The organism is Streptomyces flavidovirens DSM 40150, assembly GCF_000429085.1.
Taxonomy (GTDB): Bacteria; Actinomycetota; Actinomycetes; order Streptomycetales; family Streptomycetaceae; genus Streptomyces; species Streptomyces flavidovirens.
This window is the reverse complement of sequence record NZ_AUBE01000006.1, coordinates 207,813-227,604: the sequence shown is the minus strand read 5'-3', so window position 1 is coordinate 227,604 and position 19,792 is coordinate 207,813. Positions and strand designations below refer to the sequence as shown.

Sequence of the window (19,792 nt, the reverse complement as noted above, 5' to 3'; positions counted from 1 at the left end):
GCGTGATCATTGGTGTGGGAATCGACGTCGCCGAGATCGAGCGCTTCCGGGTGTCGATGGAGCGTACGCCGCAGATGGCCGAACGGCTTTTCCTGAGTAGTGAGTTGAACCTGCCCAGCGGTGACCGGCGTGGCATCGCCTCGCTCGCCGCGCGGTTCGCGGCGAAGGAGGCCCTCGCGAAGGCGCTGGGCGCGCCTGCGGGACTGCACTGGACGGACGCGGAGGTGTACGTCGAGGACAGCGGGCAGCCGAGGCTGCGGGTGAGCGGGACGGTGCTGGCGCGGGCGGAGGCGCTCGGGGTGCGGTCCTGGCATGTCTCGCTCAGTCACGACGCGGGGATCGCTTCCGCGGTTGTCATTGCCGAAGGGTGAGGGGTTTTTCTGATGCGTGCTGCTTATGGCGTGGAGACCGTGCGGACCGCCGAGCGGGAGCTGATGGCCCGGCTCCCTGAGGGCGCGCTCATGCAGCGGGCCGCGGCCGGGCTCGCCGCGGTGTGTGCGGGGCTGCTGGGGCGGGTGTACGGGGCGCGGGTCGTGCTGCTGGTGGGGAGCGGGGACAACGGGGGCGACGCGCTGTACGCGGGGGCGCGGCTGGCCCGGCGGGGGGCGGGGGTGACCGCCGTGCTGCTCGACGCGGAGCGGGCGCATGGGGGTGGGCTGGCGGCGTTGGGGCGGGCCGGGGGGGTGGTCGCTGGTGGTGGTGGGGCGGGTGTGGGTGTGGCCGGTGCGGATCTGGTGATCGATGGGATCACTGGGATCGGCGGGCGGGGTGGTCTGCGGGAGGCTGCTGTGCCGTTGGCGCGGGCCGCGCAGGCCGCGCGGGACTCCGGGGCGATTGTCGTCGCCGTGGATCTGCCCAGCGGCGTCGAGGCCGACAGTGGGGAGGTGCGCGGGGAGTGCGTGCGCGCTGACGCGACGGTGACGTTCGGTACGTACAAGCCCGGACTGCTGATTGACCCCGCACGGGAGTACGTGGGGGCCGTGCGGCTGGTTGAGCTGGGGCTCGACCTCGGGGCGGCGGAGGCCGATGTCGAGGCGCTGCAGCACGCGGATGTGGCCGCGCTGCTGCCGGTCCCCGGGGCGGAGAGCGACAAGTACCGGCGCGGGGTGGTGGGCGTCGTGGCCGGGTCGGAGCGGTATCCGGGGGCGGCGGTGCTCGCCGTCGCGGGGGCGCTGCGGGGCGGTGCCGGGGCTGTGCGGTACGTCGGGCACGGGGCGGACGCGGTCATCGCGCGCTACCCCGAGGCGCTGGTGCACGCGGGGCCGCCGTCGAAGGCGGGGCGGGTTCAGGCGTGGGTGGTCGGGCCGGGGCTGGGGGAGGACGCGGGCCGGGCGTTGGGGGATGTGCTGGCGAGTGATGTGCCGGTGCTGGTGGACGCGGACGGGTTGCGGCCGCTGGAGCCCGAGATGGTGCGGGGGCGGGACGCGCCGACGCTGCTTACGCCGCACGCCGGGGAGGCGGCCGCGCTGCTCGGGGTGTCGCGGGAGGAAGTGGAGGCGGGGCGGCTGGTCGCGGTGCGGGAGCTGGCCGCGCTGTACGGGGCGACTGTGCTGCTGAAGGGGTCTACGACGCTGGTGGCGCCGGCGGGGGGCGCGGGTGCGGGGTTTGTGCGGCGGCCTGTGCGGGTGAATCCGACGGGGACCCCGTGGCTGGCCACAGCGGGCAGTGGGGACGTGCTGTCGGGGCTTGCGGGGGCGTTGCTCGCGGCGGGGCTGGGGGCGGTGGACGCGGGGTCGGTGGCGGCGTATCTGCATGGGCTGGCGGGTCGGTTGGCGGCGGGCGGTGCGGGGGTGGGCGCGGCGCCTGTGGGGGCGCACGACGTTGCGGACGCGGTGCCGGGGGCCTGGCGGGGGGTTGTGGGGCGGGGCGGGCCGCTCCGGGGGCGCCGTTCGGGACTGCATGATTTAGGCGCGGTGCGGTGTTGAGGTGCGAAGCCCGCGTCCTGCCCACAAATCACGCTTTACGTCCCGAACAGCGCCCCCTGCGCGTCCCGCCCCCTCGCGCCGTCTCGCTCCTGGCCCGCCGGTTGGTGGATACCCATCGACCCTGGGAGCAGCGCGGTGGTGGGAGAGCGGGGCTGTCGTACGGCTCTGAGACACTTGGCGCGATGACCGCGATGACCCATACCCCCATGCGAGCCCGCGCCGAGATCGACCTGGCGGCCCTGCGAGCCAACGTGCGGGCTTTGCGTGCGCGTGCGGCGGGGGCCCAGTTGATGGCTGTGGTGAAGTCGGACGCGTACGGACATGGCGCCGTGCGCTGTGCCCGCGCGGCCCTCGACGCCGGGGCGACCTGGCTCGGGACAGCCACCCCCGAAGAGGCGCTGGCTCTGCGCGCCGCCGGGTTCGACGGGCCGCTGATGTGCTGGCTGTGGACCCCCGGCGGGCCGTGGCGCGCGGCGGTCGAGGCGGGCATCGACGTGTCCGTGAGCGGGATGTGGGCGCTGGAGGAAGTGGTCGGGGCCGCGCGCGCGGCGGGGCGGGTGGCGCGCGTACAGCTCAAGGCTGACACCGGGCTCGGGCGCAACGGGTGCCAGCCCGCTGACTGGCCCGAGTTGGTCCGGCATGCCCTGGAGGCGCGGGACGCCGTCAGGGTTACCGGGCTCTGGTCGCACCTGGCCTGTGCGGACGAGCCCGGGCATCCCTCGATCGCTGTTCAGCTGGCTGTTTTCCGGGACCTGGTCGAGTACGCCGAGAAGGCTGGGGCCGAGCCAGAGGTCCGGCACCTCGCCAACTCGCCCGCGACGCTCACCCTGCCCGCGACGCACTTCGATCTCGTACGGACCGGCATCGCCATGTACGGCGTCTCGCCGAGCCCCGAGCTCGGCACACCCGCCGACTTCGGGCTGCGGCCCGTGATGACGCTCGCTGCCTCTGTGGCGCTGGTCAAGCGGGTGCCGGAGGGGCACGGCGTCAGTTACGGGCATCACTACGTGACGGGCGAGGAGACGAACCTCGGGCTCATCCCGGTCGGGTACGCCGACGGCATCCCGCGCCACGCGTCCGGTACCGGGCCCGTGCTGGTGGGGGGCAAGTGGCGGCGGGTCGCCGGGCGGGTCGCCATGGACCAGTTCGTGGTGGATCTCGGGCCGGACGTGGTGAAGCCGGGGGACGAGGCCGTGCTGTTCGGGCCCGGCGACCGGGGAGAGCCGACGGCAGAGGACTGGGCGCAGGCCGCGGGCACCATCGCGTACGAAATTGTCACCCGCATCGGATCGCGGGTACCACGCGTCTATGTGAATGAGGACCCCGACAGCTAGGAGGAGCGGCACCGTGAGCGAGAGCAGCGCGCCCGGCGTGGCGGAGGTGGCGGCGGAGGCCGCGACCGCCGCCGTCGGCAACTGGCGCCGGGCGGGTGTGGCCGGTGCCGCGATAGGTGTGGTCGCGGCGGGCGCGGCCGCGGGTGTCGCCCTTGAGCGGCTGACCGTCGGTCGCGGCATGCGGCGGAAGGCGCGGCTCGCGCTGGACGCCTCGGGCCCGTACGGCGCGCTGCGCGGGATGCCGGGGCAGGCATTGGCGGACGACGGGACCCGGATCTACTACGAAGTGGACGAGGTGGAGGCGGACGGTGCGTCGTCCGGCCCGCGGCGGCGCCGGCTCTTCGGGCGCAAGAACCCGGCCCCTGTCACTGTCGTTTTCAGTCACGGCTTCTGTCTGAGTCAGGACTCCTGGCATTTTCAGCGGGCGGCCCTGCGGGGTGTTGTCCGGACTGTGCACTGGGACCAGCGCAGTCACGGCCGTTCGGAGCGCGGGGCGGCCCAGGGGCGTGGTGTCGCGGTCGACATCGAGCAGCTGGGGCGGGACCTGAAGGCCGTCATCGACGCCGCCGCGCCCCAGGGGCCGCTGGTGCTGGTGGGGCACTCGATGGGCGGCATGACCGTGATGGCCCTGGCGGATCAGTTCCCTGAGATCGTCCGCGAGCGGGTGGTGGGTGCTGTTTTCGTCGGTACGTCGTCGGGAAAGCTCGGCGAGGTCAATTTCGGGCTTCCGGTGGCGGGCGTGAACGCCGTACGCCGTGTCCTGCCGCGTCTGCTGCGCGCGCTGGGAACGCAGGCGGAGATCGTCGAGCGCGGGCGGCGGGCGACCGCTGATCTCTTCGCCGGGCTGATCAAGCGCTATTCGTTCGGTTCGAAGGACGTGGACCCGGCTGTGGCGCGGTTCGCGGAGCGGCTGATCGAGGGGACGCCGATCGATGTCGTTGCCGAGTTCTATCCGGCGTTCACCGACCATGACAAGGCGGACGCACTGGAGATCTTCGCCGAGGTGCCGGTCCTCGTGCTCGCGGGCGACAAGGACCTGGTGACGCCCAGCGAGCACAGCGAGGGCATCGCGCGGCTGCTGCCGGACGCCGAGCTGGTGATAGTCCCGGACGCCGGTCACCTGGTCATGCTGGAGCACCCCGAGGTGGTCACCGACCGGCTCGCGGACCTGCTGGCCAGGGTGGGCGCCGTACCGGCAGCCGCTAACGTTGGGACGTATGGAAGCACCGCACAGCCCGGCGGCTGATGTCACCTCCGCCGCCCTCGTTGTCCACTCGCCCGACCTAATGCAGGAGTTCGGGCGCCGGCTCGCCAAAGTGCTGCGGCCCGGCGATCTCGTGATGCTCTCCGGCGAGCTCGGCGCCGGCAAGACGACGCTGACGCGCGGGCTCGGTGAAGGGCTCGGGGTGCGCGGCGCCGTGACGTCGCCCACGTTCGTCATCGCGCGTGTCCACCCCTCCCTGACCGGCGGCCCCGCGCTGGTGCACGTCGACGCGTACCGGCTCGGCGGCGGGCTCGACGAGATGGAGGACCTTGATCTCGACGTCTCGCTGCCGGACTCCGTGGTGGTCGTCGAGTGGGGCGACGGGAAGGTCGAGGAACTGTCCGACGACCGGCTCCACGTGGTCATCCACCGGGCTGTGGGCGACTGTGACGACGATGTGCGTCACGTGACGGTGCACGGGATCGGCGCGCGCTGGGCCGGGGAGGACCTGGCCGCGCTGGGCGCCTGACGTCCGTACGTTCCGACAAGACGTCGGCAAGATGTTGCGCCGGTGCGGGCAGGCATGGTCACATGGGTACCGAGACTGGTTAGGTCTACCTAACCACGCCTGCTCAACCGGAGCCCAGGAGGCATCCATGCCGGCTTCAGAGAACGAAGCGCCTCAGCCTCTCTCCATGCGCGACCTGCTGGCCTCGTGCGCGGCGGCCACTGCGGTCTCCACGCCGCCCAGAGAACAGCCGCAGGAGGGCGAGGCGCCCGAGGCGCCCGTCGAGGAGCGCGCGCGGCAGCGCGACGCCGCCTAGCCCTGTCCCTCTTGCGGGCGTATTTACGGGACGACTACGACCTTCACGCCGACCGTCGCGAAGCTCCACATCGCGTCGCCGTCGGCGCGCGGCATGCGTACCCCGCCGGTCTTGCTCTTCGGGTCCGGGACCGGCATCGACCCGTCGACCGCGGCGCTGAAGCCGATCGACACACCCTCGACCGTCGCGAACCGTACGACGTGCTCGACCTGCACGCCGTCCGAGCCGGTGATGCTCCCCGAGCGCGAGCTCACCGCGTACGTACCGGGCGGCGGGCTCACCGTGCTCGGGGCGACCTGGAAGGTCCTGCTCGCCCTGCCCTTCCCGTCCACCAGCCACACCCGCCGCTCGGCCAGCGAGTAGACCACGCGGGTCCCCGTGCCCGACCGGGCCGGCACCGCGAGCGCGTCCTTCTCCTTGGCCGGCCCCTTGGGCGGCTGCGAGGCGTGCGCCGCGGGGGCCTTGCCGGCGCGGGGTTCGGCGAGCTGCTCGGGGGAAGGGGCACTCGCCGACGCCTGGTAGGCGAGGAAAGCGACCGCCGCCACGGCTGCCGCGGTGAGCCCGGCCACGATTCCCGAGCTGCTCCTTGCCACCTTGGTCCACCTCATGTTCGTGCTGGGGCGCATGTGGTGGCGACGGTAGCAGCAGGTGCCGGGAAGGACGGGGGACGCCGTGCACGCCGTGCGCGGGCCGTAGGCTGTTTGTGTGCTCCTGCTCGCCGTTGATACCGCCACCCCAGCCGTCACCGTCGCCCTCCACGACGGGGATTCCGTCGTCGCCGAGGCCGGTCAGGTCGACGCACGCCGTCATGGGGAGCTGCTGCTGCCCACCGTCGACCGCGTCCTCGCCGAAGCCGGTCTGAAACTCGACGCCGTCACCGGGATCGTCGTGGGCGTCGGCCCCGGCCCGTACACCGGACTGCGCGTCGGGCTCGCCACGGCCGAGACCTTCGGCCTCGTGCTCGGGGTGCCGGTGCACGGGCTGTGCACCCTGGACGGTCTCGCGTACGCCGCGGGGATCGCCGGGCCCTTCGCCGTGGCCACCGACGCGCGCCGCAAGGAGGTCTACTGGGCGCGGTACGCCGATGCCCGTACGCGCGTGGGGGATCCCGCCGTCGACCGGCCCGCCGACATCGCGGAGCAGCTCGCGGGCCTGCCCGTGGTCGGCTCCGGCGCGCTGCTCTACCCCGAGGCCTTCCCCGACGCGCGCGGACCCGAGCACCAGTCGGCGGGCGCCCTGGCGTCGCTGGCCGCCGAGAAGCTCGCGGCGGGGGACGCCGGGGGCTTTCTGGCGCCGCTGCCGCTGTATCTGCGCCGGCCCGACGCACAGGTCCCGAAGAACTACAAGGTGGTCACTCCGAAGTGACCGCGGTGCTGAGAGAGATGCGCTGGTGGGACATCGACCCGGTGCTCGATCTGGAGCGGGAGCTGTTCCCCGAGGACGCCTGGTCGGCCGGGATGTTCTGGTCGGAGCTCGCTCACGCGCGCGGGCCGCGGGCCACCCGCCGCTATGTGGTGGCCGAGGAGGCGGGCCGCATCGTCGGGTACGCCGGACTGGCCGCCGCCGGTGGATTCGGCGACGTACAGACCATCGCCGTCTCGAAGGACCAGTGGGGCACCGGGCTCGGGTCCCGGCTGCTCACCGACCTGCTGGGGCACGCGACCGCTTTCGAATGCACCGAGGTGCTGCTCGAAGTGCGTGTCGACAACACGCGCGCCCAGAAGCTGTACGAGCGGTTCGGCTTCGAGCCGATCGGCTTCCGGCGCGGCTATTACCAGCCCGGCAATGTCGACGCGCTCGTGATGCGGCTGACGACGACGACCGACCCGGCAAACCCAGCGACCTCCGTACAAGAACAAGAAACCGAGATTCACCATGGCTGACGAACCGCTCGTCCTCGGCATCGAGACCTCCTGCGACGAGACCGGCGTCGGCGTCGTGCGCGGTACGACCCTGCTCGCCGACGCCATCGCCTCAAGCGTCGACGAGCACGCCCGCTTCGGCGGTGTGGTGCCGGAGGTCGCGTCGCGTGCGCACCTGGAAGCGATGGTTCCGACCATCGAGCGCGCGCTGAAGCAGGCCGGGGTCGCCGCCTCCGACCTGGACGGCATCGCGGTGACGGCGGGTCCGGGGCTCGCGGGTGCGCTGCTGGTGGGCGTATCCGCGGCGAAGGCGTACGCCTACGCGCTCGGGAAGCCGCTGTACGGCGTGAACCACCTGGCCTCGCACATCTGCGTCGACCAGTTGGAGCACGGGCCGCTGCCCGAGCCCACGATGGCGCTGCTGGTGAGCGGCGGGCATTCGTCGCTGCTGCTCGCCCCCGACATCACGAGCGACGTACGGCCGATGGGCGCGACCATCGACGACGCGGCGGGCGAGGCGTTCGACAAGATCGCGCGGGTGCTGGATCTCGGCTTTCCGGGTGGGCCGGTCATCGACCGGCTCGCGAAGGAGGGCGACCCGAAGGCGATCGCCTTCCCGCGCGGTCTGACCGGGCCGCGCGACGCGGCGTACGACTTCTCCTTCTCGGGGCTGAAGACGTCGGTGGCGCGGTGGATCGAGGCCAAGCGCAGTGCGGGCGAGGACGTGCCGGTGCGGGATGTGGCGGCTTCCTTCCAGGAGGCGGTCGTCGACGTACTGACGCGCAAGGCGGTCCGGGCGTGCAAGGACGAGGGCGTCGACCACCTGATGATCGGCGGCGGTGTGGCGGCCAACTCGCGGCTGCGGGCGCTGGCGGCGGAGCGGTGCGAGCGGGCCGGCATTCGGCTGCGGGTGCCGCGGCCGGGGCTGTGCACGGACAACGGGGCGATGGTGGCGGCGCTCGGCGCGGAGATGGTGGCGCGGGGCCGGGCGGCGTCGGACTGGGACCTGTCGGCGGATTCGTCGCTGCCGGTGACGGAGCCGCACGTACCGGGCGCGCATCACGGCCACGACCACGTGCACGAGATCAGTAAGGACAACCTCTACTCGTGACCGTCGCGCTGATGTGGGAGGCCCGCGCCGTCGAGGGCAGGGGCGCGGAGCTGCTGGAGTGGGCGCGGGCGCAGGCGCGGGTCCTGGCGCGTGAGCCGGAGCGCACGGAGATTCTGCGGGCGCCGCAGGACCGGGTGCTCGTGATGACGTGGTGGGACGCGGAGTACGACGCGGAGCTGCCGGAACTCCCGGAGCCGGAGGCGGGGTTGATCACGCGGGCGGTTCACCGCTGGCGCTTCGAGTCGGTCGACGGGGCCTGAACCTGCCGGTGGGGCACTGGGTAGTGTCGTGCGCATGCCTCGCCGTACGCCGCTTCCTCCACCCCCGCCGCCCGAGCACCTACGGGCCTGGCCCGGCGCCGAGGCGATGCTCGCCGACCGGGCACGGGCCATGGACGAGCTGATCGCGCGTCATCTCGGGCCCGGACGGCTGGTGCGGTTCTGGCTGCTGGTGGGGGGCGCTGCGCTCGGGTGGGGGATCGTCGGGGCGGCCCTCCGGGCGTTCGAGGGGCCGGGCGACCCGCTCGTCGCCGTCTTCGGCGCGGTCTTCGGCGCGCTCGGGCTCGCAGGCGTCGTGACGTGCTGGATCTTCCTCGGCATGGGCGTGCGGCGCGACCGTACGGTCCGCCGGCTGCTGGTGGGATGGGCGCAGGTGGGCCGGGACCACGGCTTCTCCGCCGCCCCGTGGCGCGCCCCCGGGCTCAGCCTCGCGTGGCTGCTTTCTTCCGTGGCGGTGTGCGGGCTCGGGCTGTGGTCGTCGCTGGGCTTCGCGGTGACGGCGCGGCCGGGGTCCGACACGTACACGGACGCGGTCTTCTTCATCGGGCTCGGCGTCATCCTGTGGCTGGCGGGCCTGCTCGGCGCGGCGAAGGCGGTGGGGCACTACCGGTGGGCGGTGCGGATGGGGGCGGGGCGGGGCTGAGGGGTGCGGGGCGTGCGGGTGGCCGCTGCGTGGCAAACCAGCCCGTCCGGCGTTTGAGGACACGCCCGCAGGGCGTCCGGGGCCTGGGGGCTTGCCCCCCGCGGCGGAGCCGCACATGTCACAGCCGGGAAGGGGCGGGGCCCCGCAGGGGCGGCCAGGGGTTATGGCGCCGGGTGGCCGATCAGTACCGTCGGGGCGCCCGCCACTCGGGTGAGGAAGACCGTGGCCGAGTGCGGCCCGGACAGCTTCATCTTGCGGCGCAGCTCCTCCGGCTCGATCGCCGAGCCGCGCTTCTTCACCGTCAGTACGCCGACGCCCCGCTCCCGCAGCAGCGCCTTCAGCTTCTTCAGGCCGAAGGGGAGCTGGTCCGTGATCTCGTACGCGGTGGCGTACGGCGTCGGGTGGAGCTCGTCCGCCGTGATGTACGCGATCGTCTCGTCGATCAGGCGGCCGCCCACCCGCTCGGCGACCTCGGCCACCAGATGCGAGCGGATGACGGCGCCGTCCGGCTCGTAGAGGTAGCGGCCGACCATGCCGGGGCCGGGGTCCGGCAACCCGGTGCCGACCAAGGTGTGCGGGCCGGGGAGCAGGGTGGCGCGGACCGTCTTCGGGGCCGTGCCGAACCAGAACACCGCCTCCTTCACGTCGCCGCCGTCCGAGATCCACTCCGCCTCGGCGTCGGCGGGGACCGCCTCGTGCGGGACGCCCGGCGCGATCTTGAGTGCGGCGTGCCCGGTCGTACGGGCCGCCTCGATCGCCCAGGACAGGGGCGGGGAGTAGGCCTCCGGGTCGAAGATCCGGCCGCGGCCGCCGCGCCGTGCGGGGTCGACGAAGACCGCGTCGTACGGCGAGGTGTCGATGGTCGTGACGTCGGCGCAGCGGACCTCGATGAGGGCGGCCAGGCCGAGCGCGTCCGCGTTCGCGCGGGCCACCTCCGCCGTCAGCGGGTCGCGGTCGACCGCCAGGACCCGGATCCCGGCGCGGGCCAGCGCGATCGCGTCGCCCCCGATGCCGCAGCACAGGTCGGCGACGCTCCGTACGCCCAGAGCGGCGAAGCGCCCGGCGCGGTACGCCGCCACCGCCGTGCGGGTGGCCTGTTCCACGCCGTTCGGGGTGAAGAACATCCGGTACGCGTCCTCGGCGCCGAACTTCGCCACCGCCCGCTGCCGCAGCCGCGCCTGCCCGAGCGCCGCCGAGACCAGCGCGGCGGGGTGGTCACGGCGCAGCCGGGTCGCCGTCGCCAGCTCGTCCGCGGGGTTGTGGTCACGGAGCGCGGCGAGGAGGGCGTGGCCCTCTTCGGTGCGCAGGGCGGCGAAGGATTCCAGGGCGTCAGGGGCATCGAGGTCGTTCACCCGGTCAATTGTGGGCCAGCCGGGGGACCGTACGCGCCCGGTCGCGGTGTCGCCCCCAAGACGGTGCCGTGCGCTGACAGGATCCCACACCATGCAGCTAGTACGACAAAAGGAAGAAACTAGGAGGAAGTGTCGCAGGCAGGTCCGTATGGTCCTGGCCGTGCTCCTTGCCTCCGCGATCGGATCCGGATGTGCCACCGGGCCCGCCGACACGCCGGAGCAGGGCGGGCAGCCCACCCCCGCCCCCGGCCAGCAGCAGGCGTACCGGCCGGGGGCGGACCAGGACCTGGCCGGATACGCCGAACGGCTGCGGCGGGCCCAGGCCCTGCGCGTCGCCGCCGCCAAGAAGTGGGGCCTCGCGCGACCCCCGCTCGCCGCGCCCCCACCACCCGCGGTGAAACCCAAGATCACCACCCGCAAGGGATTCAGCGCGGGTCCGGGGTTGCCTCCCGTCTTCACCACCGTGCCGGTCAAGGAGCGGGTCGTCTTCCTGACGATGGACGACGGCGCGGAGAAGGACCCGGAGCTGCTGCGGATGATGACCGAACTGGGCATCCCCTACAGCGCGTTCCTCAGCGATTACCTGGTACGCGAGAACTACGGCTACTTCGAGAGGATGCAGGGCCGCGGCGTAGCGCTGCACAACCACACCCTCAACCACCGCTACATGCCCGGCCTCTCCTACGCCCAGCAGAAGCGCGAGATCTGCGGCATGCAGACCGTCATTGAGCAGCGGTACGGCAAACGGCCCAAGCTCTTCAGGCCGCCGTACGGCAACTACAACGCCGACACCCTGCGCGCCGCCCGCTCCTGCGGCATCGAGGCCGTGCCGCTGTGGAACGCCGAGGCGTTCCCCGACCGGATGGAGTGGCGCGAGTGGGACCGCGACCTGCATCCCGGTGACATCATCCTCACGCACTTCCGGGGCAAGGGGGACTGGAAGGGCACCATGCCGGACATGATCCGGCGGGTCATGAAGACGGTCACCGCCAAGGGGTACGCCGTCGCCAGGCTGGAGGACTACCTGTGAGGCGCGCGCACCGGCTGGCGGCCGGGCTGCTGGCGGCCGGTGCGCTGACGCTCACCGGCTGCGCGCAGTCCGTGGAACCGATCGAGCGGCTGGGGAGGAAGGCAGTGCGCAGCGTCGCCCCCAAGGTGCGCGCCGTGGGGGCCGCCGGCGCCCAGGGGCTCCGCGCGCACCCCCCACCGGCCCCGCGCGCCGGGGCGTACGCCCGCTGGGGACTGCGGGCGCCGCTGCGTGCCGCGCCGGCACCGCCGGTGCGTAAACCGGAGCGCCCCTTCGTCGTGCACCGCGTACCGACCCGCGACAAGGTCGTCTTCCTCACCTTCGACGACGGGGCGGAGCGCGATCCGGAGTTCGTGCGGATGGTCGACGAGCTCAAGCTTCCGATCAGCATGTTCCTGACGGACAGCGTGGCCTCTCCCGGATACGACCACTTCGACCGGCTGAGGCGGGCGGGCGGCGGGCTCAGCACCGTGCAGAACCACACCGTCGACCACACGTACCTGCCCGGTCTCCCGTACGCCGGACAGCGCGCCCAGATCTGCGGCCAGCAGGACCGCCTGGAGGCCCGCTTCGGGACGAGGCCACGGCTCTTTCGGCCGCCGTACGGTGCGTACAACAACCAGACGCTGCGGGCGGCGGGCGACTGCGGGGCCGAGGCGGTGGTGCTGTGGGGGGCTTCGATGCAGATCAACGACCTGCGGTACGCGTACGGCGACCGGCTGCGGCCGGGCGACATCGTGCTGGCGCACTTCTGCGGCCCCGGCGAGCTCAAGGGCGCCACGATCACCGAGATGACGACGCGGATGCTGCGGCGTATCCAGGAGCAGGGGTTCGCCGTGGCGCGGCTGGAGGACTACCTCTGACGCTGCCGGCCGGCCCCCGGGGGCCCGTCCGTCAACACGTGAGGCGGCGCAGGATTGGCACTCCGCTTGACCGAGTGCTAACCGCGTCATAGTCTCGGCGTTGGCACTCTCCACTGGGGAGTGCCAACAGTAGCGACGGGCAGGTCCGGCACCCGCGACGACGGATCCACCTGGTCGCCACCCCACATCAGTTAACCCCGTGAGATCTCCGAAGGGGGAGACCGGACCGTGACGACCACCAGCTCCAAGGTTGCCATCAAGCCGCTCGAGGACCGCATTGTGGTCCAGCCGCTCGACGCCGAGCAGACCACGGCCTCTGGCCTGGTCATTCCGGACACCGCCAAGGAGAAGCCCCAGGAGGGCGTCGTCCTGGCCGTGGGCCCGGGCCGCTTCGAGAACGGCGAGCGCCTGCCGCTCGACGTATCCGTCGGCGATGTCGTGCTGTACAGCAAGTACGGCGGCACCGAGGTGAAGTACAGCGGCGAGGAGTACCTCGTCCTCTCGGCTCGCGACGTGCTCGCGATCATCGAGAAGTAATTCGCCCGAAGATTGCTTTTGATTTGCGCCCCTGGCCCCCAGCGAATGCCGGGTGGCCCGGGGCGCATTTCGTTTGAGAGGACAGAGAAGCTCCATGGCGAAGATTCTGAAGTTCGACGAGGACGCCCGTCGCGCCCTCGAGCGCGGCGTCAACAAGCTTGCCGACACGGTGAAGGTGACGATCGGCCCCAAGGGCCGCAACGTCGTCATCGACAAGAAGTTCGGCGCCCCCACCATCACCAACGACGGTGTCACGATCGCGCGTGAGGTCGAGCTCGACGACCCGTACGAGAACCTGGGCGCCCAGCTCGTGAAGGAGGTGGCGACCAAGACCAACGACATCGCGGGTGACGGCACCACCACCGCTACCGTGCTGGCCCAGGCCCTGGTTCGCGAGGGTCTGCGCAACGTCGCCGCCGGTGCTTCCCCGGCCGCCCTGAAGAAGGGCATCGACGCCGCGGTCAAGGCGATCTCCGAGGACCTCCTCGCGAACGCCCGTCCGATCGACGACAAGTCCGACATCGCCGCCGTGGCCGGGCTCTCCGCCCAGGACTCGCAGGTCGGCGAGCTCATCGCCGAGGCGATGGACAAGGTCGGCAAGGACGGTGTCATCACCGTCGAAGAGTCCAACACCTTCGGTCTGGAGCTCGACTTCACCGAGGGCATGGCCTTCGACAAGGGCTACCTGTCGCCGTACATGGTGACCGACCAGGAGCGTATGGAGGCCGTCCTCGACGACCCGTACATCCTGATCCACCAGGGCAAGATCGCCTCGATCCAGGACCTGCTGCCGCTCCTTGAGAAGGTCATCCAGGCCGGCGCCTCCAAGCCGCTGCTGATCATCGCCGAGGACGTCGAGGGCGAGGCCCTGTCGACCCTGGTCGTCAACAAGATCCGTGGCACCTTCAACGCCGTCGCGGTGAAGGCTCCCGGCTTCGGTGACCGCCGCAAGGCCATGCTCGGTGACATCGCCACCCTCACCGGTGCGACCGTCATCGCCGAAGAGGTCGGCCTCAAGCTCGACCAGGCCGGTCTCGACGTGCTGGGCACCGCCCGCCGCGTCACCGTCACCAAGGACGACACGACGATCGTCGACGGCGGTGGCAACGCCGACGAGGTCGCCGGCCGCGTCAACCAGATCAAGGCCGAGATCGAGTCCACGGACTCCGACTGGGACCGCGAGAAGCTCCAGGAGCGCCTCGCGAAGCTGGCCGGCGGCGTGTGCGTGATCAAGGTCGGCGCCGCCACCGAGGTGGAGCTGAAGGAGAAGAAGCACCGTCTGGAGGACGCCATCTCCGCGACCCGCGCCGCGGTCGAGGAGGGCATCGTCTCCGGTGGTGGCTCCGCTCTGGTCCACGCCGCGAAGGTGCTGGAAGACGGTCTCGGCAAGACCGGCGACGAGGCCACGGGTGTCGCGGTCGTCCGCCGCGCCGTCGTCGAGCCGCTGCGCTGGATCGCCGAGAACGCGGGCCTTGAGGGCTACGTCATCACCGCCAAGGTGAGCGAGCTCGACAAGGGCCACGGCTTCAACGCCGCGACCGGCGAGTACGGCGACCTGGTCAAGGCCGGCGTCATCGACCCGGTCAAGGTCACCCGCTCCGCGCTGGAGAATGCCGCGTCCATCGCGTCGCTGCTGCTCACGACCGAGACCCTGGTCGTCGAGAAGCCGGCCGAGGACGAGGGGGACGCCGGTCACGGCGGCCACGGCCACAGCCACTGACGTCGTACGACGCCAGAAGGCCCCTGTTTCCACCGCTCAGTGGTGGGGACGGGGGCCTCGCTGTTTTCTGTGCGGGATTCTGTCTAACGGATCGCGCCGAGCTGCCGCATCAGGCTCATGGCATCCATGTGCCACCAGCCTTCCCGGATCTTCCCGTCGTGGCAGCTGAAGACCGTGGTGCCGGTCATGGCGCACTTCTTGCCCGTGGGGGCGACGCCCATGAATTCACCCTTGTGGGTGCCGTTCCAGGTCCACAGCGTTACGACGTCGTCGCCCTCGGCCACCTGCTTGTCGATGGTGAAGCGGAAGTCGAAGCCGTCGCGCCAGCCGGTCAGGTCACTGCGGATGACGTCGGCGCCGACCGTGGTGTCCTCTTCCTTGAGGATGTCGTGGTCCCGGTAGTCGGCCGCGAACACCTCGTCGATGGCGTCCAGGTTGCCGCCGACGGCGATCTCGTCGAAGAACCGGTTGCACAGGTCCTTGTTCAGCTGTTCGTCGCGGACCACATCGAGGTCGGTGAACGACGGCATCCCGTCACAGAGCGTCACCATCTCCTGGAATGTGCGATCGGTCTCCGGCAGATGGGAGTTCTTCATCGCCTCTTCGTGCGACGGGAATTCGACGATCTCGACGTAGTGGTTGGTCTCGGACCGGTCCTTGCCGATGATGTTGTGCGTGGCGGTCCGCTTGCCCTTGGTCTGTTCGACCCACCTGTCCATGAGCCGGTTCATGTCATCGGACCGCTCGGTCTTGTAATCGATTAGCTGTACGAATTTCATGGCGCCTCCCGTCTGGGGTGGGACACGTCCAGTCTAGTGAAATGCGTGGATTGTCCGTCCGTGTCAGGCGGAGTGGTGCAGGGCCGCCGGGTGGACGGGATCGGCGAAGGGGCGGCCCGCCGCGTAACGCTCCAGCTCGTCCAGGGACTGGTCGGCCATGCGGTGGAGTTCGTCGCCGAGGGATCCCGCGATGTGGGGCGTCAGCAGGACGTTGGGGAGGTCGTACAACGGCGAGTCCGGGGGCGGCAGTTCCGGTTCCGTCACGTCGAGTACGGCGTTCAGGCGGCCGGAGGCCAGCTCGGGGAGCAGCGCGGCCTCGTCGATGAGGGAGCCGCGGGCGGTGTTGATCAGCGTTGCGCCGGTGGGCATCGCGGCCAGCCGGCGGGCGTCGATCATGTGGTGGGTCGCCGGGAGCTGGGGGGCGTGGACCGAGACGACGGAGCTGCGGGCGCACAGCTCGTCGAGGGGCGCGAGCTCGACGCCGAGCGCGGCGGCTTCGCGCGGGTCGACGTACGGGTCGTACAGCAGGACGTCCAGGTCGAAGGGGCGCAGCAGTTCGATGACGCGGCGCCCGATGCGCGAGGCACCGACGATGCCCACGGTGCGGCGGTGGTTTCCGGCGCCGTCGAGTTCCGCGCGCCAGTCGTGGCCGGCGCGCAGGGCGCGATAGCGGGCGGCCGCGAGCAGGACGCGTTTGCCGGCGAAGAGGATCGCGGCGAGCGTGTACTCGGCCACGGGCAGCGCGTTCGCGGCTGCTGCCGAGGTCACGGCGATGCCGCGGTCCCAGCAGGCCCGGGTGATGTGGTGCTTGACGGAACCCGCCGCGTGGATGACGGCGCGCAGGTTCGGGGCGGCGTCGAGGACTTCGGCGGTGAGCGGGGTGGCGCCCCAGCACGTGAAGAGGACCTCCGCCTCGGCGAAGGCCGCCGCGATGTGCGGTGCGGGGGTGGTGAGGTCGTGCGCGACGAGGTGCGGATCGGTGCGCGACAGCTCGGCCAGGCGGGCGCGGTGGCGCTCGGTGAACAGGCGTTCCGCGATGCCGGGGGCCATGGCGAGGAGCAGGGACGGCTGATTGTCAGTGGCGTGGTGCATGGTGGAAGTCGGGCTCCTCTTCGGTCGCGTGACGGGCGCGTGACGGTCGCTCACGTGCGTCACTTGACGCTTCCGGCGGTGAGCCCGGCCTTCCAGTGCCGCTGGAGGGAGACGAAGGCGACGATCAGGGGGACGACGGCGAGGAGGGAGCCGGTGACGACGAGCGGGTAGAACTCCGGCTCGCCGTGGGCGTTGCTGTTCCACGCGTACAGACCGAGGCTCAGCGGGAAGAGCTCCTGGTCCGAGAGCATCACCAGGGGGAGGAAGAAGTTGTTCCAGATCGCGGTGAACTGGAAGAGGAAGACGGTCACGAAGCCCGGCATGATCATGCGCATACCGATGGACCAGAAGGTGCGCAGCTCGCCGGCCCCGTCGATACGGGCGGCTTCGAGGGCCTCGTCCGGGATGTAGCCGGCGCTGAAGACCCGGGCGAGGTAGACGCCGAAGGGGTGGACGAGTACGGGGACGAGCACGGCCCAGTAGGTGTTGACGATGCCCACCTCGCTGGCGAGCAGGTACATGGGCAGGGCGAGCGCGGTGGTCGGGACCAGCACGCCGAGCAGGACGACGCCGAAGAGCTTCTCCTTGCAGGGGAAGTGGTACTTGTCGAAGGCGTAGCCCGCGGCGACGCTGATCAGCGAGCTGACCACGGCTCCGCCGCCCGCGTACAGAAGGCTGTTGAGGTACCAGCGGAAGTAGACGCCGTCGCTGTACGTCGCCAGCGCGGACAGGTTCGCGCCGAGGTTGAAGTCCTCGAAGGAGAAGGCGTTTCCGGCGAGCAGGCCGCCGGTGTCCTTGGTGGCGGCGGTGACCAGCCAGACGAGGGGGAGAAGCATGTAGAGCGTGGCGAGGACGAGCGCGCCGTTGACCGCGGTCTTCGAAAGCCGGCGACTGGCCTGGGTCGGAGAGCCTTTGGCGGGAGAGTTCATGCCTTCTTCCCCTTCCGGCCGGTGAAGCGGGTGACGGCGAAGGAGAGCAGCGCGGCGGTGAGCGCGAGGAGTACGGAGGCGGCGGCCGCGAGCCCGTAGTCGTTACGGTCGAAGGCCGCGGTGTACGCGTACATGTTCGGCGTCCAGGTGGAGGTGACGGATGATCCGGTGCCCTTGTTGATGATCAGCGGCTCGGTGAAGAGCTGCAGCGAGCCGATGACCGTGAACAGCGCGACCATCACGACCGAGGCGCGGATCAGCGGGACCTTGATGCTGAGCGCGATGCGCCAGGCGCCCGCCCCGTCCACCGTGGCCGCTTCGAGCACGGAGCGGTCGACGGCCTGGAGGGCGGCGTAGAAGATCACCATGTTGTAGCCGAGCCATTCCCACAGCGCGATGTTGATGACGGAGGGGAGGGCGCCTTCGGGTGCGAAGAAGTCGAAGCCGATGCCGCCGGCCTCCATGGCGTCGACGACCGGGCTGAGCTGGGGCGTATAGAGATAGACCCAGATCAGCGCGGCGATGATGCCCGGTACGGCGTGCGGCAGGAAGAGCGCGAGCTGGAAGAAGCGGCGGGCGCGGGCCAGCGTGGAGTCGAGGAGCAGTGCGAGTGCGAGGGCTCCGCCGATCATCAGCGGGATGTAGAAGACGCAGTACCCGAGGAGTACGGCGAAGCCCTCGCGGAAGGCCGGATCACCCAGCGCCGCCGCGTAGTTGGCGAGGCCGCTGAAGACGGTCTCCTTTCCGCCGAAGCCCAGTCCCGACTGTTTCTCGGTGAACAGGCTCAGCCAGACCGCGTATCCGATCGGCACCACCATCACCAGGGTGAAGAGGACGAAGAAGGGAGTCAGCAGTACGCCGGCGGCGGTATGGGTGCGGGTGGCCTTCACGTTCTTCTCAGCCCTCCACCTTCAGGCCGCGCTTCTTCAGCTCGGAGACCGTCGCGTCGTGCCCGGCCCTGACCGCGTCGGCGATCGTCGCGCCGCCGCGCGCGACCCTGCCGAACTCGTCCTTGATGACGGTGTTGGTGGTACCGGTGCTCGGACCCCAGGCCCAGTGGGGGCTGATGGAGGCGCCGGCGTCCTCGAAGACCTGGTAGATGTCCTGGCCGCCGTAGTACGTCGCGTCGAAGGCCTGCTTCGCGGCCGGCCGCAGCTCTGCCGCGGCTGGGAAGGCACTCGACGTACCGGAGGCGATCCGGGCCTTGATGCCGTCCTCCGTGGTCGTCATCCACTTCGCGAACTCGACCGCCGCCCCGGTCTTGTCGCTGCCCTTGGTCACGGCGAAGGTCGAGCCGCCCAGCATGCCGCTGGCCGGCTTGCCGTCCCACGACGGCATCGGGGCGACGGCCCACTTGCCGCTCTGCTCCGGCAGGGTGCCCGTCAGGACGCCCGCGCCCCAGGAGGCGCCGAGATAGCCGATGGTGCCGCCGCTCTTGAGGGAGTTGGTCCACTCCGGGCTGAAGGAGGCGTTGTTGCGGACCAGGCCGTCGTCGAGCAGCCCCTGCCAGTACGCCGCCACCTTCGTCGTCGCGGCGTCGCTCGTGTCGACCTTCCAGGTGTCGCCCTCGGCCTTGAACCACTGGGCGCCGGCCTGCCAGGCCATCGCCTGGAAGGTGGTCGGGTCGTCGGGGAAGAAGGTGCCGATGCGTGCCTTCCCGTCGGCCTTCTTGACCTTCTCGGCGGCCTCGCGGAACTCGTCCCATGTCGTGGGGACTTCGACGCCGTACTTCGTGAACAGGTCCTTGCGGTAGTAGAAGGCCTGCGGCGAGGCGTCGAAGGGGACGGCCCAGTTCTTGCCGCCCAGGGTGGTCAGCTCGACCGCCTGCGGCAGGAACTTCTTCTTCACGTCATCGGTCAGGTGGCCGCTGATGTCCTGGACCGAGCCCTGGCTGACGAACTCCGGGAGCATCGGGTACTCGATGGATACCAGGTCGGGGGCGTTGCCGGCCTTCACGGCGTTGGAGATCTTGGCGTAGCCACCGGCGTTGCCGGAGGGGATCTCCTCGTACTTCACCCGGATGTTCTTGTGCGAGGCGTTGAAGGCGTCGACCACCTCCTTCGAGCCCTTGGCCCACCCCCAGAAGGTGATCGAGACGGGCTTCGTTCCGTCGGTGCTGTCGTTGCTGCCGTTACCGCCGCCGCCGCAGGCCGTGAGAACGGCGAGGGCGGTGGCGGCGCCGACTATGGCAGGGGACGTTCTGTTCCAACTGGGGCTCACGGCACGGCTCCTGAACGGGCGGCGACATTGCGTTGGCCGTGATCCTTGAGCCAGCACTGAGCGAAGTCAAGAGCGAAAGATCGATTGATCGA

General features: G+C 71.0%; 22 protein-coding genes. 15 read left to right on the top strand and 7 right to left on the bottom strand.

Going from position 1 to position 19,792, the window contains the following annotated elements:
• Positions 1-2: 2 nt before the first annotated feature.
• The 6 genes from G412_RS0112175 (at position 3) to G412_RS40130 (ending at position 5,287) form a co-directional block, all read left to right on the top strand.
• Complete coding sequence (locus G412_RS0112175) at positions 3-371, top strand: holo-ACP synthase (RefSeq protein WP_028812345.1); 369 nt, start codon at positions 3-5, stop codon at positions 369-371.
• A 12-nt stretch (positions 372-383) separates the two neighbouring features.
• Positions 384-1,925: a bifunctional ADP-dependent NAD(P)H-hydrate dehydratase/NAD(P)H-hydrate epimerase gene (locus G412_RS34145; RefSeq protein ID WP_051338299.1), complete on the top strand. Its 1,542-nt coding sequence runs from the start codon at positions 384-386 to the stop codon at positions 1,923-1,925.
• A 191-nt stretch (positions 1,926-2,116) separates the two neighbouring features.
• On the top strand, positions 2,117-3,259 hold the full coding sequence (gene alr / locus G412_RS0112165; RefSeq protein WP_028812344.1) for an alanine racemase: 1,143 nt from the start codon (positions 2,117-2,119) through the stop codon (positions 3,257-3,259).
• Between the two features lie 13 nt (positions 3,260-3,272).
• Positions 3,273-4,505 carry an alpha/beta fold hydrolase gene (locus tag G412_RS0112160; protein ID WP_028812343.1) on the top strand — a complete coding sequence of 411 codons (1,233 nt, stop codon included), beginning with the start codon at positions 3,273-3,275 and terminating at the stop codon, positions 4,503-4,505.
• Positions 4,477-4,992 carry a tRNA (adenosine(37)-N6)-threonylcarbamoyltransferase complex ATPase subunit type 1 TsaE gene (tsaE, locus tag G412_RS0112155; protein WP_028812342.1) on the top strand — a complete coding sequence of 172 codons (516 nt, stop codon included), beginning with the start codon at positions 4,477-4,479 and terminating at the stop codon, positions 4,990-4,992. The genes G412_RS0112160 and tsaE overlap by 29 nt, the downstream gene beginning before the upstream one ends.
• 127 nt (positions 4,993-5,119) lie before the next feature.
• Positions 5,120-5,287 carry a hypothetical protein gene (locus G412_RS40130; protein ID WP_167546455.1) on the top strand — a complete coding sequence of 56 codons (168 nt, stop codon included), beginning with the start codon at positions 5,120-5,122 and terminating at the stop codon, positions 5,285-5,287.
• Between the two features lie 23 nt (positions 5,288-5,310).
• On the opposite strand, the gene G412_RS0112145 is transcribed toward G412_RS40130, so the two are convergent.
• A complete protein-coding gene (locus G412_RS0112145; RefSeq protein WP_425274467.1) occupies positions 5,311-5,880 on the bottom strand; it encodes a hypothetical protein in 570 nt (189 codons plus the stop codon).
• A gap of 112 nt (positions 5,881-5,992) precedes the next feature.
• On the opposite strand from G412_RS0112145, the gene tsaB reads away from it, so the two are divergent.
• The 5 genes from tsaB to G412_RS0112115 are packed head-to-tail and all read left to right on the top strand — an operon-like array spanning position 5,993 to position 9,181.
• Positions 5,993-6,652, top strand: a complete 660-nt coding sequence (gene tsaB, locus G412_RS0112135; protein WP_028812340.1) for a tRNA (adenosine(37)-N6)-threonylcarbamoyltransferase complex dimerization subunit type 1 TsaB — start codon at positions 5,993-5,995, stop codon at positions 6,650-6,652.
• Positions 6,653-6,669: 17 nt separating this feature from the next.
• Positions 6,670-7,170: a ribosomal protein S18-alanine N-acetyltransferase gene (gene rimI, locus G412_RS0112130; RefSeq protein WP_037648662.1), complete on the top strand. Its 501-nt coding sequence runs from the start codon at positions 6,670-6,672 to the stop codon at positions 7,168-7,170.
• On the top strand, positions 7,163-8,260 hold the full coding sequence (gene tsaD / locus G412_RS0112125; protein ID WP_028812338.1) for a tRNA (adenosine(37)-N6)-threonylcarbamoyltransferase complex transferase subunit TsaD: 1,098 nt from the start codon (positions 7,163-7,165) through the stop codon (positions 8,258-8,260). Before rimI ends, tsaD begins: the two co-directional genes overlap by 8 nt.
• Positions 8,261-8,271: 11 nt before the next feature.
• Positions 8,272-8,520, top strand: a complete 249-nt coding sequence (locus tag G412_RS0112120; protein WP_208857866.1) for a hypothetical protein — start codon at positions 8,272-8,274, stop codon at positions 8,518-8,520.
• Between the two features lie 34 nt (positions 8,521-8,554).
• A complete protein-coding gene (locus tag G412_RS0112115) occupies positions 8,555-9,181 on the top strand; it encodes a hypothetical protein (RefSeq protein WP_028812336.1) in 627 nt (208 codons plus the stop codon).
• A 161-nt stretch (positions 9,182-9,342) separates the two neighbouring features.
• Here the strand turns inward: G412_RS0112115 and G412_RS0112110 are convergent, their stop codons facing one another.
• The gene (locus G412_RS0112110) at positions 9,343-10,542 is read right to left on the bottom strand and encodes a THUMP-like domain-containing protein (protein ID WP_425274470.1); all 1,200 of its coding nucleotides are present in this window, start codon (positions 10,540-10,542) and stop codon (positions 9,343-9,345) included.
• Positions 10,543-10,624: 82 nt separating this feature from the next.
• Here G412_RS0112110 and G412_RS0112105 point away from each other — a divergent pair, with 82 nt between their 5' ends.
• The 4 genes from G412_RS0112105 (at position 10,625) to groL (ending at position 14,680) form a co-directional block, all read left to right on the top strand.
• A complete protein-coding gene (locus G412_RS0112105) occupies positions 10,625-11,563 on the top strand; it encodes a polysaccharide deacetylase family protein (protein WP_037648554.1) in 939 nt (312 codons plus the stop codon).
• Complete coding sequence (locus G412_RS0112100) at positions 11,560-12,423, top strand: polysaccharide deacetylase family protein (protein ID WP_028812333.1); 864 nt, start codon at positions 11,560-11,562, stop codon at positions 12,421-12,423. The genes G412_RS0112105 and G412_RS0112100 overlap by 4 nt, the downstream gene beginning before the upstream one ends.
• Positions 12,424-12,651: 228 nt before the next feature.
• Entirely contained in the window at positions 12,652-12,960 is a 309-nt protein-coding gene (groES, locus tag G412_RS0112095) for a co-chaperone GroES (protein ID WP_028812332.1), read from the top strand.
• Positions 12,961-13,054: 94 nt separating this feature from the next.
• Positions 13,055-14,680, top strand: coding sequence for a chaperonin GroEL (groL, locus tag G412_RS0112090; protein WP_028812331.1), 1,626 nt, complete (start codon positions 13,055-13,057; stop codon positions 14,678-14,680).
• An 83-nt stretch (positions 14,681-14,763) separates the two neighbouring features.
• Here groL and G412_RS0112085 read toward each other — a convergent pair whose 3' ends face one another.
• The 5 genes from G412_RS0112085 to G412_RS0112065 form a co-directional block, all read right to left on the bottom strand.
• Positions 14,764-15,459 carry an ester cyclase gene (locus tag G412_RS0112085; RefSeq protein WP_028812330.1) on the bottom strand — a complete coding sequence of 232 codons (696 nt, stop codon included), beginning with the start codon at positions 15,457-15,459 and terminating at the stop codon, positions 14,764-14,766.
• A 63-nt stretch (positions 15,460-15,522) separates the two neighbouring features.
• Complete coding sequence (locus tag G412_RS0112080; protein ID WP_028812329.1) at positions 15,523-16,551, bottom strand: hydroxyacid dehydrogenase; 1,029 nt, start codon at positions 16,549-16,551, stop codon at positions 15,523-15,525.
• A gap of 59 nt (positions 16,552-16,610) precedes the next feature.
• On the bottom strand, positions 16,611-17,480 hold the full coding sequence (locus G412_RS0112075; protein WP_028812328.1) for a carbohydrate ABC transporter permease: 870 nt from the start codon (positions 17,478-17,480) through the stop codon (positions 16,611-16,613).
• The gene (locus G412_RS0112070) at positions 17,477-18,370 is read right to left on the bottom strand and encodes a carbohydrate ABC transporter permease (protein WP_028812327.1); all 894 of its coding nucleotides are present in this window, start codon (positions 18,368-18,370) and stop codon (positions 17,477-17,479) included. The genes G412_RS0112075 and G412_RS0112070 overlap by 4 nt, the downstream gene beginning before the upstream one ends.
• A gap of 7 nt (positions 18,371-18,377) precedes the next feature.
• Positions 18,378-19,700, bottom strand: a complete 1,323-nt coding sequence (locus G412_RS0112065) for an ABC transporter substrate-binding protein (RefSeq protein ID WP_028812326.1) — start codon at positions 19,698-19,700, stop codon at positions 18,378-18,380.
• Positions 19,701-19,792 lie beyond the last annotated feature (92 nt).

Bases quoted from the DNA above. Each gene is read 5' to 3' on its own strand.
- G412_RS34145 (WP_051338299.1), top strand. From the start codon at position 384: ATGCGTGCTGCTTATGGCGTGGAGACCGTGCGGACCGCCGAGCGGGAG.
- alr (WP_028812344.1), top strand. From the start codon at position 2,117: ATGACCCATACCCCCATGCGAGCCCGCGCCGAGATCGACCTGGCGGCC.
- tsaE (WP_028812342.1), top strand. From the start codon at position 4,477: ATGGAAGCACCGCACAGCCCGGCGGCTGATGTCACCTCCGCCGCCCTC.
- G412_RS40130 (WP_167546455.1), top strand. From the start codon at position 5,120: ATGCCGGCTTCAGAGAACGAAGCGCCTCAGCCTCTCTCCATGCGCGAC.
- rimI (WP_037648662.1), top strand. From the start codon at position 6,670: ATGCGCTGGTGGGACATCGACCCGGTGCTCGATCTGGAGCGGGAGCTG.
- tsaD (WP_028812338.1), top strand. From the start codon at position 7,163: ATGGCTGACGAACCGCTCGTCCTCGGCATCGAGACCTCCTGCGACGAG.
- G412_RS0112120 (WP_208857866.1), top strand. From the start codon at position 8,272: ATGTGGGAGGCCCGCGCCGTCGAGGGCAGGGGCGCGGAGCTGCTGGAG.
- G412_RS0112115 (WP_028812336.1), top strand. From the start codon at position 8,555: ATGCCTCGCCGTACGCCGCTTCCTCCACCCCCGCCGCCCGAGCACCTA.
- G412_RS0112105 (WP_037648554.1), top strand. From the start codon at position 10,625: ATGCAGCTAGTACGACAAAAGGAAGAAACTAGGAGGAAGTGTCGCAGG.
- groL (WP_028812331.1), top strand. From the start codon at position 13,055: ATGGCGAAGATTCTGAAGTTCGACGAGGACGCCCGTCGCGCCCTCGAG.
- G412_RS0112085 (WP_028812330.1), bottom strand. From the start codon at position 15,459: ATGAAATTCGTACAGCTAATCGATTACAAGACCGAGCGGTCCGATGAC.
- G412_RS0112080 (WP_028812329.1), bottom strand. From the start codon at position 16,551: ATGCACCACGCCACTGACAATCAGCCGTCCCTGCTCCTCGCCATGGCC.
- G412_RS0112075 (WP_028812328.1), bottom strand. From the start codon at position 17,480: ATGAACTCTCCCGCCAAAGGCTCTCCGACCCAGGCCAGTCGCCGGCTT.